Here is a 14296-nt window from a genome sequence, read left to right as displayed (position 1 = left end):
ATGCCCCAGAACATCCACCGCGGCATCAAGGTGATGATCGACGAGGCCAATGCCGAGATCGAGACCATCAGCGCGGCCGATGCGATCACGATGATCGGCAAGAACGACGTCGTGATCGTCGACATCCGCGATCCCCGCGAGATCGAGCGCGACGGCAAGATCCCCGGCGCATTCTCCTGCACCCGCGGCATGCTCGAGTTCTGGATCGATCCGAACAGCCCCTATGCCAAGCCGATCTTCCAGGAAGACAAGAAGTTCATCTTCCACTGCGCCGGCGGCCTGCGCTCGGCGCTGGCCGCCAAGACCGCAAAGGACATGGGCCTGAAGCCGGTCGCGCATATGGGGGGCGGCTTTGCTGCCTGGCGCGAGGCCGGCGGCCCGATCGAGGCGTGGGAGCCGAAGAAGAAGGGCTAAGAAGCCCCAGGCCCGCAAGGACATCAGATCATGACCGTTGCCGACGATCCGCTCGTTTCGACCGAATGGCTGGCCGCGCATCTCGGCGATGCCAACGTCAAACTGCTCGACGCGACCTTCAAGCTGCCCGGCGTTTTGCCGCTGCCGAAGGACGATTATCTCGCCGCGCATCTGCCCGGCGCGGTGTTCTTCGACGTCGACGCGGTGTCGGACCATTCCAATCCGCTGCCGCATATGTTCCCGAGCGCCGAGCAGTTCGGCCGCGACATCGGCGGGCTCGGCGTCGGCAATGCCGACACTGTCGTGATCTATGATGCCGGCGGCTGGGTCGCAGCACCCCGCGCCTGGTGGATGTTCCTGTCCTACGGCCATCGCAATGTGCGCATCCTCAACGGCGGTCTGAAGAAGTGGCGCGCCGAGGGCAGGGCGGTCGAGAGCGGTGAGGTGAAGCCGAAGCCTGCGACGTTCAACGCGAGCTACGATCCGAAGAGGGTCCGCAGCATCGAGCAGATGATCGCCAATGTCGAAAGCCGCAAGGAGCAGGTGATCGATGCGCGCGCCGCCGATCGCTTCGAGGGCCGCGCGCCGGAGCCGCGGCCGGGCATCCGCGCCGGTCACATCCCGGGGGCGCGCAACGTGCCCTACAACCAGCTGTTCGATGCCGCGACCGGCGAGATGAAGCCGCTCGACGATCTGCGCAAATCGTTCTCTGGGGCGGGCGTGAAGCTCGATGCGCCGATTATTACGAGCTGCGGCTCGGGCGTCTCGGCCGGCGTGCTGACGCTCGCGCTCTATCGGATCGGCGTCACCGACACTGCGCTCTATGACGGCTCGTGGTCGGAATGGGGACAGGCGAGCGGCCCGCCGATCGCGACGGGGCCGGCCTGATCGATACTCCTAAAGCGGCATGAGTTTTGGTTGAATCGGCTTGGCGCGGTCTTGCTTCACCTCTCCCCGGTGGGGAGAGGTCGGATTGCGCAGCAATCCGGGTGAGGGCTCTTGCTCTCTCGATAGACCGTAACCCCTCACCGGATTGCTGCGCAAATCGACCTCTCCCAAGGGAGAGGTGAACTTTCGACGCCATTCCAGCTCAACCTAATCTCATCAGGCTCTAGCGCCGCGTGAGCGGCACCAGGGTCGGGTTGCCGAACGGATCGAGCTGCTGCTGAACGGCCTGCCGCACCACCGGCCGCGCGCGGACGATTCGCCGCCGCTCCTTGCGATGCGCCGGCTTGCTGGTCGCATTGCGCTCCGGCTTCTTCGCCTCGGTGGCCTTCGGCGCTGCCGGTTGTTCGACGACGACTTCCGGTCCGCCCAGTGTTGCGATCTTGGTCTCGGCCGCGATGGTCTCGGGTGACGGCGGCGGTGCTGGCTCCGGCGCAACCATTGCTGGTGCCGGTGGCGCGGGCTCGCTGGCTGCGGCGGGCGGATCAACCACTGCGGCGACCTTGGGCTCGGCAGCGGCCGGTGCCGCTTCGCTTGCGGCCGGTGTCGGCTGCGATGCCGGCGGCGGATCTGGGGTCGGAGGCTGCGCAGCGACCTCGGCGGGCTGCGCCGGTGCGGGCGTCTCCACGGCTTGCGGTTCGGCCTTGGGAGAGGCGGGCGGCGGCGCATCATCCGCCTTCACCGCGGCAAGCTTCTCCGGCTCGGCAGCAGGCGGCGCCTCCGCGGCAGCGGCCGGTTCAGACACCGCCGGCTCAGTCGCGGTCGCAGGGGCGGGAACATCTGTCGTCGTCTTGTCCGCAGCGGGCTGATCGACCCGCACCATGGCGAGCACCGGCGGGGCCTCTGGCTGCTGTGCGAACTGCGGCTCGGGCGGGGCCCGGCGGGCCGGAATACTGGCGAATTCCTCATGCGCCGCGCGAAACAGCGCGGCGGCCCCTAACCCGAACACCAGGAGCGATATCGCCAGCACGATCGCGGCGAACAGGAAGCGAAGGCCGGGGAGCATGGGCGCGGGTTCCCCCTTCTGCGGGAGGGTCTTTGATGTCGAGGGAACGCGGTGACCACACAAGAAAGCCGGCGTCGCGAACGCGAATCAGGCCGATTCGAAGATATCGCAACCCCCGGAGACTGTTTGTTACAAAATGCGGGTGATTGATGACTTTGGGCACGTGGACAAACAATCCCGACCCATGAGACATCTTTGCCGCAGCGTTGACGGCAAATCACAAATGCCCGAAATAGCCCGGATTTCGCGGATTTGTCTTGAATGCGCCGCTATCTTCCTGCATTGGGCCGTTAACAGTCCGGTGTGGCTTGGGGACTATAATAGAGCAATGATGATCAACCGCATTCTGACGATTTGCGCTGCCGCGGCTTTTGGCCTGGCAGGAACTTCGCTCGCGCGTGCTCAGCAGGGGTATCCGGCTCCCCAGGGCCCGGCCTATTCGGTCGCGCCGCAGCCCTACTCGCAGGGCAACATGCCGGATTTCGACGCCATCAATGACGATGACGATGCGCCGCGCAATTCGGCCGCGCTGCCGCCGCCCGGCCCGGTGATGTCGCCGGATGATCCGCGCTATGGCCGCCCGATGAATGCTCCGCCGGTCTATTCCGATCGTGGTGCGCCGACCGGTCCGGTGATGTCGCCGGACGATCCGCGCTACGGCCGCCCGATGAATTCGCAGCCGGTCTATTCCGAGCGCGGTGCGCCGACTGGCCCGGTGATGTCGCCCGATGATCCGCGCTATGGCCGTCCGATGGGGCCGCCGCCGGTGATCTATGGCGATCGTCCGGGCGCACAGCAGGCCAACCGCGACAATGGTGTTCCGGCCGCAGGTGTGTCCTATGGCGATGACCGCGGCGGCATGCGTCCGCCCGAGGGCGTGACTGGAGCCGTGCCGCAGCAGCAGGCGCCGGTCGATGCCAATGGCAAGCCGGTGCAGATCGCGTCGCTGCCGGCTGACGAGCAGCCCGAAGACGGCCCGGCGCAACTGGCCCCGAATCTGCGTCGCCAGGAAGTGGCGTTCGCGACCAAGGAGCCGGCGGGCACGATCGTTGTCGATACGCCGAACACCTATCTCTATTACATCCTCGGCAACGGCCGGGCGATCCGCTACGGCGTCCGCGTCGGCCGCGACGGCTTCACCTGGACCGGCGTGCAGAAGATCACCCGCAAGGCCGAGTGGCCGGATTGGCATCCGCCGACGGAGATGATCGAGCGTCAGCCCTATCTGCCGCGCTTCATGGCCGGCGGACCCGGCAACCCGCTCGGCGCCCGCGCGATGTATCTCGGCTCGACCGTGTACCGCATTCACGGCACCAACCAGCCGTCGACCATCGGCAAGTTCGTGTCGTCGGGCTGCATCGGCATGCTGAACGAGGACGTCTCGGATCTGTTTGAACGCGCCAAGGTCGGCACCCGCGTGGTCGTGCTGCCCGGTGGCCCGCCGCCGGGAACGACGACGGCATCCGCCGCGCCGGCGAACCCGATGGCCCCCGCGCCGACGCAGGCCCAGGCCGCGCCGCTGCCGGGCACGCAGCCGACCTCGGTGCAGCCGCTGCCCGCGCCGGTCACGGTGCGCTAGGCCAACCGGCAAACTCATCATTGGAAAAGGCGCGCGAACGGCGCGCCTTTTTTGTTGCAACGAGCAGACCGTCTCGACGTTGCCGCTATGAGGCAATGCGATGCAAGAATCACGTCACGAATCCCGCCTGACCTATCCGCCGCTGAACACACCGAAGCCGGTTGCCGACAACGTATGGATTGTCGACGGCCCGGTGATCCGGTTCGGCCCGCGCTGGCTCGAGATGCCGTTCCCGACGCGCGCGACGATCCTTCGTCTGCCGGGGGCGCGGCTCTTCATCCACTCGCCGACCCCGTTGGTGGATGAACTCAAGGCCGAGATCGCGCCGCTTGGCGTGCCGAGCTGGATCATCGGGCCGAACCGCCTGCACTATTGGTGGATACCTGAGTGGCGTGCGGCCTATCCCGACGCGGGCGTGTTCCTTGCGCGCGGGATTGCACAGCAGGCCGGCGGCCGGCTCGCTCTCGATGGCGAGCCACTCGAGGCGCGATCGGGCTATCCGTGGGATGAATGGATCGCAACGCTTCCGGTCGCGGGCAGCTACATGACGGAGACCGTGTTCTTTCATCTGGAATCGCGGACCTTGCTGCTGACCGATCTGATCGAGAACTTTGAAGCGGACCGAATTCGCTCGCCATTGATGCGGTTGCTGACATGGATCGGCGGCGTGCGCGATCCTGACGGCAGCACGCCGCGCGACATGCGATTGACCTTCCGGCGTGACAAGGGGGCGCTGAAGGCCGCCGTCGCCCGCATGATCGAATGGAACCCGGAGCGGATCATCCTCGCCCATGGGCGGTGGTATGACCGGAACGGCCGCGCCGAGCTCGAACGCGCTTTCCGCTGGCTCGGCTAAAGCGCGATGAGATCAGGTTGAATCGTCATCGCGCTTTAGATTCTTGTTTAAGCATGATCTTTTCGGAAAACCGCTTCGCACTTTTCCGGATCATGCTCTAGCCGCAGCGAATGCTGCGGTCAGGCCAGCCGCCGCGGCGGCTCACCGCCCTTGGTGAAGGCGTCGATGCACGCGACCATCTGCTGATAGTGCGCCTGCAAGCTCTCGCGCGTTGCGTAGCCGAGATGCGGTGTGATCACGACGTTGTCGAGCTTGCGCAGCGGGTGATCTGTCGGCAGCGGCTCGACCGAGAACACGTCGATGCCGGCGCCTGCGATTGTCTTCTCGCGCAATGCGACAAGGAGTGCGTCTTCGTCGACGATCGGCCCGCGCGCGGTGTTGACGAGATAGGCCGACGGCTTCATGCGGGCGAGATCGGCGCCGCCGACCAGTCCGCGCGAGCGCGGGCTCAGCACGACATGGATGGTGATGATGTCTGATGTCGCGAACAGCTCGTCCTTGCTGGCGTAGCCGACGCCGGCCTCCTTGCACTTCTCCGGCGTCAGATTGGGGCTCCAGGCGATTACGTTCATGCCGAACACCTTGGCCATGCCGGCGACCTTGCTGCCGAGCTTGCCGAGGCCGATGATTCCGAGCGTCTTGCCCTCGATCTCCGTGCCGGCAAAGCTCTGCCACGGCTCGCCGGCGTGCATCCGCGCATTCTCGCGGCCGATGCCGCGGGTCAATTCCAGGATCAGGCCCATGGTCAGCGGCGCGGTGGGATCCTGGCTATATTGGGTGCCGCACAGCACCACCTGGCGGTCCTTGGCGGCGTCCATATCGATCGCGGCGTTGCGCATGCCCGATGTGATCAGGAGTTTCAGCTTGGGCAGCGCGTCGAGCAGGCTCTTCGGGAACGGAGTGCGTTCGCGCATCGCGCAGATGATCTCGAAATCCTTCAGCGCGCCGGCTGCTTCGGCCTCGCTCGCGAACGGCTTGTCGAACACCGTGACCTCGACGCGATCCTTGATTGCCGGCCAGTCGGCCAGCGAGAGCGCGATGTCGAAATAGTCGTCGAGGATTGCACAGCGGAGCCGCGTCATCGGAAGGTCCATTCAGGGTGAGGGCAACGGCAGGAAATCGACCGTCGAGATCCCCTGATGGTCGCGCGCAATCGGCAGGCGCGCAAGCGCCGCGGTTTCAAAAAGCGGCGATTGCTAGAAAGCTCAGGACGGCTTGCGCGTCTTCGCGGTGCGGATGTCGGCGAGCATCGACCGGACCGCCGGCGACAACGCCATCTGCTTGGCACGGCAGGCCGGGCCCGGGCCGCGCATATAGTGCAGTTCCGGCCGGTAGGGATTGAAAGCCTTGGCGGCGAAGGCCCGCCAGAAGGCGCGGAATTCGGTGAACAGCGTCGCCTCGGATTTGGTCACCGGGCGCGAAAGCGGTGCTGAAATGATGGTAGCCATGGTGTGGCCTCAACTGTTTTGGTCGCGGTTCTGCCGCGAAAATCGCCGTTTTTCGGCGTTGCAGACGAGTTTTGGCCTGATTTATTAAAAGATGGTTTCAATTGTCGTGATTCGGCGCTCACATGGTGTCGAACCCGTAATCACCCGTGGCCAATGGACAGAACGTGGTGAACGGATGGAAAACGCCCGCCCCGCGGTTGCGCTTTCAGGGGCCGGCCGTTACATCGGCGGCAGCAAAATTTCCTCTAAATCGGATCAATTCCAGGGACAGCGGATGGCTCGCCAGTTCATCTATTTCATGCAGGGTCTGACCAAGGCGTACCCGACCCGCAAGGTGCTCGATAACATCCATCTGAGCTTCTACCCGGACGCCAAGATCGGCGTGCTCGGCGTCAACGGCTCGGGCAAGTCGACGCTGCTCAAGATCATGGCCGGCCTCGACAAGGAATATAATGGCGAGGCCTGGGTCGCCGAGGGCGCTCGCGTCGGCTATCTCGAGCAGGAGCCGCATCTCGATCCAAAACTCTCGGTCCGCGAGAACGTCATGCAAGGCGTCGCCAAGCAGAAGGCGATCCTCGACCGCTACAACGAGCTCGCCGTCAACTATTCGGACGAGACCGCCGACGAGATGACCAAGCTGCAGGACGAGATCGAGGCCCAGGGCCTGTGGGATCTCGACAGCAAGGTCGACCAGGCGATGGATGCGTTGCGCTGCCCGCCGGACGATGCCGATGTCACGAAACTGTCGGGTGGTGAACGCCGCCGCGTCGCACTTTGCCGCTTGCTGCTCGACCAGCCGGAATTGCTGCTGCTGGACGAACCGACCAACCATCTCGACGCCGAGTCGGTGTCGTGGCTGGAAGGCCATCTGCGCAACTACCCCGGCGCGATCCTGATCGTGACCCACGATCGCTACTTCCTCGACAACGTCACCGGGTGGATCCTCGAGCTCGATCGTGGCCGCGGCATTCCCTACGAGGGCAACTACTCGTCCTGGCTGGTGCAGAAGCAGAAGCGGCTCGAGCAGGAGGGCCGCGAAGACGCCGCCCATCAGAAGACGCTGGCGCGCGAGCAGGAATGGGTCGCGTCCTCGCCGAAGGCCCGCCAGGCCAAGTCGAAGGCGCGCTATCAGCGCTATGAGGAGCTGCTCAAGCAGGCGAGCGAGAAGCAGACCCAGACCGCGCAGATCATCATCCCGGTCGCTGAGCGGCTCGGCGCCAACGTCGTCGACTTCGAAGGCCTCAGCAAGGGCTTCGGCGATCGGCTGCTGATCGACGATCTCAGCTTCAAGCTGCCGCCCGGCGGCATCGTCGGCGTGATCGGCGCGAACGGCGCCGGCAAGACCACGCTGTTCAAGATGATCACCGAGCAGGACACGCCCGACAAGGGCAGCATCACGGTCGGCGAGACCGTGCATCTCGGCTATGTCGACCAGTCGCGCGACGCGCTCGACGGCAAGAAGACCGTGTGGGAGGAGATCTCCGGCGGCAACGAGCTGATCCTGCTCGGCAAGAAGGAAGTCAACTCGCGCGGCTACTGCTCGTCGTTCAACTTCAAGGGCGCCGACCAGCAGAAGAAGGTCGGCGCGCTGTCGGGCGGTGAGCGCAACCGCGTGCATCTCGCCAAGATGCTGAAGTCGGGCGCCAATGTGCTGCTGCTCGACGAACCGACCAACGATCTCGACGTCGACACGCTGCGCGCGCTGGAAGAGGCGCTGGAGGATTTTGCCGGTTGCGCCGTCATCATCAGCCATGATCGCTGGTTCCTCGACCGCATCGCGACCCACATCCTGGCCTTCGAGGGCGACAGCCATGTCGAATGGTTCGAGGGCAACTTCCAGGATTACGAAAAGGACAAGATGCGCCGGCTCGGCCAGGACAGCATCATTCCGCACCGCGTGAAGTACAAGAAGCTGACGCGCTGATCGGTTCGATCGGTCGAGCGCGGCAATCGTGCCGCGTTCGACTGTTCCTTGTTTGCAGGATCGTGACGGTATCGCGGCCGCAATCTGCGGCCAGTTGTCGCTTTTCAAGCGCGCGGGATTGCGTAGATAGAGCGCTCCGCAATTCCAATTCCGCGAGCACTCCAACATGTCCGCTGTTTCCGACGCGCGTGTCCCTCTGAAGGGCCGCTCGCTGCGTCCCGTTCCCATGCTGATCTTCGGATCGCGCTGGCTGCAATTGCCGCTCTATGTCGGGCTGATCATCGCCCAGGGCGTTTATGTGGTGCTGTTCCTGAAGGAACTGTGGCACCTGTTCGCCCATGCGTTCGATTTCAGCGAGCAGCAGATCATGCTGGCCGTCCTCGGCCTGATCGACGTCGTCATGATCTCGAACCTGCTGGTGATGGTGATCGTCGGCGGCTACGAGACCTTCGTGTCGCGCCTCAATCTGCAGGGACATCCCGACGAGCCGGAATGGCTCAGCCACGTCAATGCCAGCGTGCTGAAGATCAAGCTCGCGATGGCGATCATCGGCATCTCCTCGATCCATCTGCTGCGCACCTTCATCGAGGCCGGCGCGCTGTCGTCAGGCAAGGGCAACTACACCGAGACCGGCGTGATGTGGCAGACCATCATCCACTGCGTCTTCATCCTGTCGGCGATCGGCATCGCCATCGTCGACAAGCTGTCGAACGACTCGATCGAGGGCGCCAAGCAGTCCGGACACTAGGGGCTTTCTTGACGCGTTTCCTTCACGCGAACCGGTGCCCACTTCGCTCGGAAACGCTCTGTGCGCGGCGTCACCGCGCCGCGCGTGAGCCGAACAAGGTCGGCGCGGATCGGCCGAGCCATTCGGGGATCTGCGCCGCGTCGCGCGGAAATCCGCGGGCCATGGCAAGGATGAACGCGCTCTGCCAGACGCCAAACAGCACCAGCCAGCCGAGCAGGGTCGGCAGCCTGACGATTGCGCCGTAGATGGTTCCGGCCGCGATGGCGGCGATCCAGGTCACCACGACGCTGTCGATCCGCCTGAAGGCGGGGTTGGTCAGCAGCACGCCGAGAATGGTGATCGCTCCGCCGACCGCGCCGCCGATGCCGCCGATCAGGTAACCCATCAACGGGTTGTTGCCGAGCGTCTCGGTGATCTGTGCCGGGCTTGCGGCATTGCCGTCGGCCGGGACGGTCTTCGCATATTGGCCGAGCGCCTGAAGCGTGACCGCGCTCGCATCATAGGCCGCGATCCAGGCCGCGGTCGTGATGGCGACCACCAGCGCCAGCTGAAACCGGTCCTTCGCGCCGAACATGACATTGCAGGTCGCGATCGCCGCGCCGAAGATCACCCCGGGCAGGATCGTGATCCCGCCTGCGTCGGAGACGACGAACGAATATTGCAGGACGTTGAGCGCATAGGTCGTGACCAGGCTGCACACGATGGCGGACGCCAGCGCCAGCACGAGGAACGGCAGGCTCAGTGGCCCGCGCGACTGCTCGCTCTTGGCCTCCAGCATGCGATCCACCGCGGCGCGCGTCTCGGCGGCGGCACTGCCCTGAGGTTCGAGGATCGTGACCGCCTTGAGATAGGTCGGAACCTGGTCGAGCGGGGTCGGCGCCATCATCACCGGCAGCACGCGATTGCTCGGGTTCGGCCATTTGCTGCGGGCAAAGGCCAGCTCGCTCAAGGTGTAACGCCCCTTGGTCACCGATTCCGGTGAGATCAGGAACACCATAAAATCGCTGCTTTCGATGGCTTTTTCGACGCGCGCATCGAAGCTGTCGCCCGGCGGGAGATCGTCGTGCGAAAAGAAAACGTCATGGTCGCAATTGCGCAAGGACTGAGCGATGTTGTCAGCCTGCGATTCCAATTCGGAGGGAAATGACAAAAATATGCGCATGGCAAAACTTACCACCCAGAATTGAATTCTGACATTGCCGAATCCACGTTGCAATGCCTGTTTCCGCGGGGTGAGATCGATCATGAAATGGCCAGCCACCATCATCGCATGCGCGCTGCTGCTTTGTGCGCCGCTGCAGCGGCCGGCATATGCCGCCGATGCCGCGTTCACCCAGTTCATCGCCTCGCTGTGGCCTGAGGCCAAGGCGGCCGGCGTGTCGCGTGAAACCTTCGATCGCGAGACGCGCTCCCTCGAGCCCGACTACAAGCTGCCCGATCTGATCCTGCCGGGACGTCCCAAGACCGGCGCGCCGGCGCAGGCCGAGTTCGTGCAGGTGCCGGCCGACTACATCAAGGAAGCCTCGATCGCGCGGCTCGCCACCGAGGGGCAGCGGCTGTTGCAGAAGTATCGCTCGTCGCTCGACGCGATTGAGAAGCGGTTCGGCGTTCCCCCGACGATCGTGCTGGCGATCTGGGGCCGCGAGACCGACTACGGCCGCTATTCGCTGCCCTATGACACGCTGCGCGTGGTGGCGACGCAAGCCTATGTCGGCCGCCGCAAGGATCAGTATCGCACCGAGTTCATCCTTGCGCTGAAGATCCTCGGCGAGGGTGCGGTGACGCGCAAGGAGATGCGCTCGTCCTGGGCGGGGGCGACCGGCTACACCCAGTTCCTGCCGTCGGAGTATTACAAGCACGGCGTCGACCTCGACGGCGACGGCCGTGTCGACATCTGGCACTCGGTGCCGGACGCGCTCGCTTCCGCCGCGCAGCAGCTCGTCAACAAGGGCTGGCAGGCGGGCGTGCGCTGGGCCTACGAGGTTACGGCACCCGCCAATGCCGACTGCACGATGGGCGTGCCCGAAGTGACGAAGCCGATCAGCCAGTGGCTGCGGGCGGGCTTCGTGCCGGTGCGCGGGCAAAAGCTCAACGCCACCGAGCAGGCCCAATCGGCCTCGCTGCTGCAGCCGGAGGGCATCTATGGTCCGGCCTTCCTGACCACGCCGAACTACTTCGTGATCAAGGAATACAATTTCTCCGATCTCTACGTGCTGTTCGTCGGCCATCTCGCCGACCGCATGACGAGCCCGCAGCCGTTTGCAACGCCATGGTCGGCGTCGAAGCAGCTGCGATCCGCCGACGTCGAGGCGATGCAGCAGCAGCTGACGCGGATCGGTCTCTATAAGGACAAGCTCGACGGCAAGGCCGGGATGCAGACCCGCGCGGCGCTCGGGGCCTACCAAAAGCAGGCCGGGCTCAAGGTCGACTGCTGGCCGAGCGAGGCGGTGCTGCGCGCGATGAACGGGCAGCGCTGAGCCCGAGGTCCGCTCGGTGGCGCAAAACAAAAACCCGGCCGCAAGGCCGGGTTTTAGAGTGTGATGCTGAAAGCGTGTCGGTCGATCAGTCGCAAACCTGGACGCGACGGAAGCGCCAGCCGTAGCCATCCCAGAAGCGCTCACGAACCCAGCGGCACGGAGCTTCTTCGACGTAAACAGGCGCCGGTGCAACATAGACCGGGGCCGGACGGGCGCCCGCGATTGCGCCGCCGAGCAGGGCGCCGCCGATCAGGCCGCCGGCAACGCCGGCCGCGACGGCGCCGCCGTCACCAGCCTTGGCAGCCGGAGCAACCGCCAGCGAACCGGCAATCGTGGTAACGGCAACGAGGGCAGCTAAAGTCTTCTTCATGTCTTTGGCTCTCCTGGAAGGTGGTGGCGTCAGGGTTCGACGCCGGGTTTTAGGTGACTCGCACGCTGATCTCGAACTGCTGTCTTGCTAAACAGCGCAGAACAGTCAACCGAAAGTAAACGCCCGCAGGCTCATCGCGCAGAAAAGCGGTTTTTTCTGGCCTTCTACAGCCGATGTCCCGGACAAACAGTCGGTTTTCCGGGACATCTGGTTCGAATTAATCGAGATGAACGGCGATCAATCGCAAACGCGGACGCGGCGAACGCGCCAAGTGTAGCCGTCCCAGAACCGCTGGCGCTGCCAGAAGCAATCGGGACCGTAGCCGGGCTCGGCGACATAGGCCGGACCGGGCGCGTAGTAGCCATAGCCGGGACCGTAATAGCCGTTCTGCGAAGCGATCGCGCCGCCGACGATGGCGCCACCGATCAATCCCGCAGCGACGCCGGCGGCGACACCGCGTTGTGCCTGGGCGGGGGCGGGCACCGCCACGGCCGAAACCGCCAGAGTGGCGGCGGCGCAAAGCGCCAGCAATGTCTTCTTCATGACCTCACCTTTCTCACGGGAGCAGGGACAGCGTGCGTTGGCGATCTGTCTCGCCTGAGGGTTCCATATCCAGCTTGAATGATCAATGAACGACGCTGCCGTATTCGCGACCAAATGCTTGCAGCTTTTGGCATATCTTGCAACGCACAAGCTTGTAGTGCCGCAGTGAAGCGGTGGCTGTGGCGGCGCGAAACCGGATTGGGCTGGTAGACCCGCCTGGCCGGTCCTCTTATTCCCGAATGCCCGAACCGACCGATTTAGATTCATTCCAATATGAATCCCGCATCAGTTTGGAATTGCTACAAGAACGGCTTTTTCCTTTTGCATCCGGCGGGGCCCGACAATATCCATATTGCCGAGCATCACCCGTTGGACCCGCCTCCTCTGATGATTGTCTGTTCCTGTAACGTCCTGAGCGACCACGATGTCCGCAATGCCGTGAACGGTGGCGGGTCCGTGACACGAAATGCAAAGCAGGTGTATGGCTGCCTCGGCTGTAGCGCCGAGTGCGGCCGCTGCGCGCGCACCATCAAGGCCATCATCGACGAGGCGCTCGGTCCCTGCGCCAAGGCCTGCTGCTCCGGCTGCCCCCACAGCGGCCATCCCCACGCCGCTAACGACGAAGAGGCCGAGCCGGCCGAATTTGCGCTCGCGGCCTGCTAGGGCAATTTTCGGCTCTGAGCCCAAGCTCGAGTTCCTGTCTTGACGGCCCGCGATCCCGCTTTTGCACCGCGGGAACGCTCTGTCCTCTCCAAATCCACCGAATCCGGTTATCCACGCGCTGCTTCCGCGATGGGTTGCTCTCCCCGGCAATCTGATTTAGAAGCATTCTAAATTTAGTGCTGGCCGGTTTGGCCGCGACAGGTGGAGTGGATCATGCAAGGCGACCCGAAGGTCATCGACTATCTGAACAAGGGGCTGCGCAGCGAACTGACCGCCATCAATCAGTACTGGCTGCACTACCGGATGCTCAACAATTGGGGCCTCCTGGAGATGGCCAAGGTCTGGCGCAAGGAATCCATCGAGGAGATGGAGCACGCCGACAAATTCGTCGATCGCATCCTGTTCCTCGACGGCTTCCCGAATCTGCAGGTGCTCGATCCCCTGAAGATCGGCCAGGACGTCAAGGAGATCATCGAGTGTGACCTGGCCGCCGAGATCGGCGCCCGCACGCTCTACCAGGAGGCGGCAACCTACTGCCACGGCGTCAAGGACTACGTCAGCCGCGACCTGTTCGAGCAGCTGATGAAGGACGAGGAAGACCACATCGACTTCCTCGAGACCCAGCTCGACCTGATCAAGCGCATCGGTCTCGAACTCTACACCCAGAAGCACGTCGGTCATCTGAAGGGCGAGGATCACTGAGCGGCTGTTTCGCGCTCGCTGAGTCGCGTTAAAAATACGAGAGGCCGTCCTTGCGGGCGGCCTCTTCTGTTTTCGCTGTTCGGACCGAGCTCTCGCTCAGTAGCACCGCATGATGTTGATGGTGCGGTCGCCACCGCGTCCCGGCACCGTCACGGTCTCGGTGGGACAGCTCGACACATAGGGGCGATCCGACGGCGCCACGGCCGGCGGATAGCGGTGCGCCCAATCCCAGGGCACGTCCTGGGTGTAGGTGTAACGGACGTCGTTCGACACCGGCGCCGGGACCTCGGCGGCGAGCGGCGCAGCGGCGAGCGCGTCGTCGTAATATCCGCTCGTCCCCGGCAACACGATGCCGGGCACCCGCACATGGTGGCGGAAGGCCGGATGGTGCGAGGCGAAGGTGCCGCGCGGCGCCGTTCCGGATCTCGCATCGGTCTCGGTCGAGGAAGCAAGCAGCAGCGCTGCAATGCCGAGGGACGCCATCAGCGTCGTGGATGTTCGAAAGCTCATGGCACGCACCAACTCGCGGTTACGGAGCATTGTGCGGACGCTAGGCCGGGCCGCGTTGCGCCCGCAAACTCATCCTTAATTATTGGTTAAAAAGTAAGGTTAACAGAGAGT

The 14296-nt window shown here is 64.3% G+C and carries 16 protein-coding genes; 9 read left to right on the top strand and 7 right to left on the bottom strand.

The window, feature by feature from the left end:
* Both FBZ93_RS17535 and sseA read left to right on the top strand, forming a co-directional pair.
* Nucleotides 1-414, top strand: a complete 414-nt coding sequence (locus tag FBZ93_RS17535) for a rhodanese-like domain-containing protein (protein WP_050422006.1) — start codon at nucleotides 1-3, stop codon at nucleotides 412-414.
* 30 nt (nucleotides 415-444) lie between these two features.
* Nucleotides 445-1302 (top strand): 3-mercaptopyruvate sulfurtransferase, encoded by an 858-nt coding sequence (gene sseA, locus FBZ93_RS17530; protein WP_146987152.1) that lies wholly within the window; start codon nucleotides 445-447, stop codon nucleotides 1300-1302.
* A 223-nt stretch (nucleotides 1303-1525) separates the two neighbouring features.
* On the opposite strand, the gene FBZ93_RS17525 is transcribed toward sseA, so the two are convergent.
* On the bottom strand, nucleotides 1526-2365 hold the full coding sequence (locus FBZ93_RS17525) for a hypothetical protein (protein WP_146987151.1): 840 nt from the start codon (nucleotides 2363-2365) through the stop codon (nucleotides 1526-1528).
* A 331-nt stretch (nucleotides 2366-2696) separates the two neighbouring features.
* Between FBZ93_RS17525 and FBZ93_RS17520 the strand changes: the two genes are divergently transcribed.
* A complete protein-coding gene (locus tag FBZ93_RS17520; protein WP_167529086.1) occupies nucleotides 2697-3944 on the top strand; it encodes a L,D-transpeptidase in 1248 nt (415 codons plus the stop codon).
* A 100-nt stretch (nucleotides 3945-4044) separates the two neighbouring features.
* A complete protein-coding gene (locus tag FBZ93_RS17515) occupies nucleotides 4045-4800 on the top strand; it encodes a DUF4336 domain-containing protein (protein WP_146987149.1) in 756 nt (251 codons plus the stop codon).
* A gap of 119 nt (nucleotides 4801-4919) precedes the next feature.
* Here the strand turns inward: FBZ93_RS17515 and FBZ93_RS17510 are convergent, their stop codons facing one another.
* Both FBZ93_RS17510 and FBZ93_RS17505 read right to left on the bottom strand, forming a co-directional pair.
* Nucleotides 4920-5882, bottom strand: a complete 963-nt coding sequence (locus FBZ93_RS17510) for a D-2-hydroxyacid dehydrogenase family protein (protein WP_146987148.1) — start codon at nucleotides 5880-5882, stop codon at nucleotides 4920-4922.
* 123 nt (nucleotides 5883-6005) lie between these two features.
* Nucleotides 6006-6248: a hypothetical protein gene (locus FBZ93_RS17505; protein WP_146987147.1), complete on the bottom strand. Its 243-nt coding sequence runs from the start codon at nucleotides 6246-6248 to the stop codon at nucleotides 6006-6008.
* A 274-nt stretch (nucleotides 6249-6522) separates the two neighbouring features.
* On the opposite strand from FBZ93_RS17505, the gene ettA reads away from it, so the two are divergent.
* Both ettA and FBZ93_RS17495 read left to right on the top strand, forming a co-directional pair.
* A complete protein-coding gene (ettA, locus tag FBZ93_RS17500; RefSeq protein ID WP_146987146.1) occupies nucleotides 6523-8172 on the top strand; it encodes an energy-dependent translational throttle protein EttA in 1650 nt (549 codons plus the stop codon).
* A gap of 166 nt (nucleotides 8173-8338) precedes the next feature.
* Nucleotides 8339-8920, top strand: coding sequence for a TIGR00645 family protein (locus FBZ93_RS17495; RefSeq protein ID WP_146987145.1), 582 nt, complete (start codon nucleotides 8339-8341; stop codon nucleotides 8918-8920).
* Nucleotides 8921-8990: 70 nt separating this feature from the next.
* On the opposite strand, the gene FBZ93_RS17490 is transcribed toward FBZ93_RS17495, so the two are convergent.
* Nucleotides 8991-10082 carry a toll/interleukin-1 receptor domain-containing protein gene (locus FBZ93_RS17490; RefSeq protein WP_167529085.1) on the bottom strand — a complete coding sequence of 364 codons (1092 nt, stop codon included), beginning with the start codon at nucleotides 10080-10082 and terminating at the stop codon, nucleotides 8991-8993.
* Nucleotides 10083-10164: 82 nt separating this feature from the next.
* Here FBZ93_RS17490 and FBZ93_RS17485 point away from each other — a divergent pair, with 82 nt between their 5' ends.
* Nucleotides 10165-11397, top strand: a complete 1233-nt coding sequence (locus FBZ93_RS17485; protein ID WP_146987143.1) for a lytic murein transglycosylase — start codon at nucleotides 10165-10167, stop codon at nucleotides 11395-11397.
* Nucleotides 11398-11482: 85 nt separating this feature from the next.
* Here the strand turns inward: FBZ93_RS17485 and FBZ93_RS17480 are convergent, their stop codons facing one another.
* Both FBZ93_RS17480 and FBZ93_RS17475 read right to left on the bottom strand, forming a co-directional pair.
* Nucleotides 11483-11767, bottom strand: a complete 285-nt coding sequence (locus tag FBZ93_RS17480) for a hypothetical protein (RefSeq protein WP_050422014.1) — start codon at nucleotides 11765-11767, stop codon at nucleotides 11483-11485.
* A 237-nt stretch (nucleotides 11768-12004) separates the two neighbouring features.
* Nucleotides 12005-12310 carry a hypothetical protein gene (locus FBZ93_RS17475; protein WP_050422015.1) on the bottom strand — a complete coding sequence of 102 codons (306 nt, stop codon included), beginning with the start codon at nucleotides 12308-12310 and terminating at the stop codon, nucleotides 12005-12007.
* A 387-nt stretch (nucleotides 12311-12697) separates the two neighbouring features.
* On the opposite strand from FBZ93_RS17475, the gene FBZ93_RS17470 reads away from it, so the two are divergent.
* Both FBZ93_RS17470 and bfr read left to right on the top strand, forming a co-directional pair.
* Nucleotides 12698-12973, top strand: a complete 276-nt coding sequence (locus FBZ93_RS17470) for a (2Fe-2S)-binding protein (protein ID WP_074128037.1) — start codon at nucleotides 12698-12700, stop codon at nucleotides 12971-12973.
* Between the two features lie 213 nt (nucleotides 12974-13186).
* Nucleotides 13187-13675 (top strand): bacterioferritin, encoded by a 489-nt coding sequence (gene bfr / locus FBZ93_RS17465; RefSeq protein ID WP_050422038.1) that lies wholly within the window; start codon nucleotides 13187-13189, stop codon nucleotides 13673-13675.
* 96 nt (nucleotides 13676-13771) lie between these two features.
* Here bfr and FBZ93_RS17460 read toward each other — a convergent pair whose 3' ends face one another.
* Nucleotides 13772-14185, bottom strand: a complete 414-nt coding sequence (locus FBZ93_RS17460; RefSeq protein WP_146987142.1) for a hypothetical protein — start codon at nucleotides 14183-14185, stop codon at nucleotides 13772-13774.
* Between the last annotated feature and the right edge of the window lie 111 nt (nucleotides 14186-14296).

Source organism: Bradyrhizobium macuxiense (assembly GCF_007993935.1).
GTDB classification, from domain to species: domain Bacteria; phylum Pseudomonadota; class Alphaproteobacteria; order Rhizobiales; family Xanthobacteraceae; genus Bradyrhizobium; species Bradyrhizobium macuxiense_A.
This window is presented reverse-complemented; position numbering and strand designations above follow the sequence as displayed.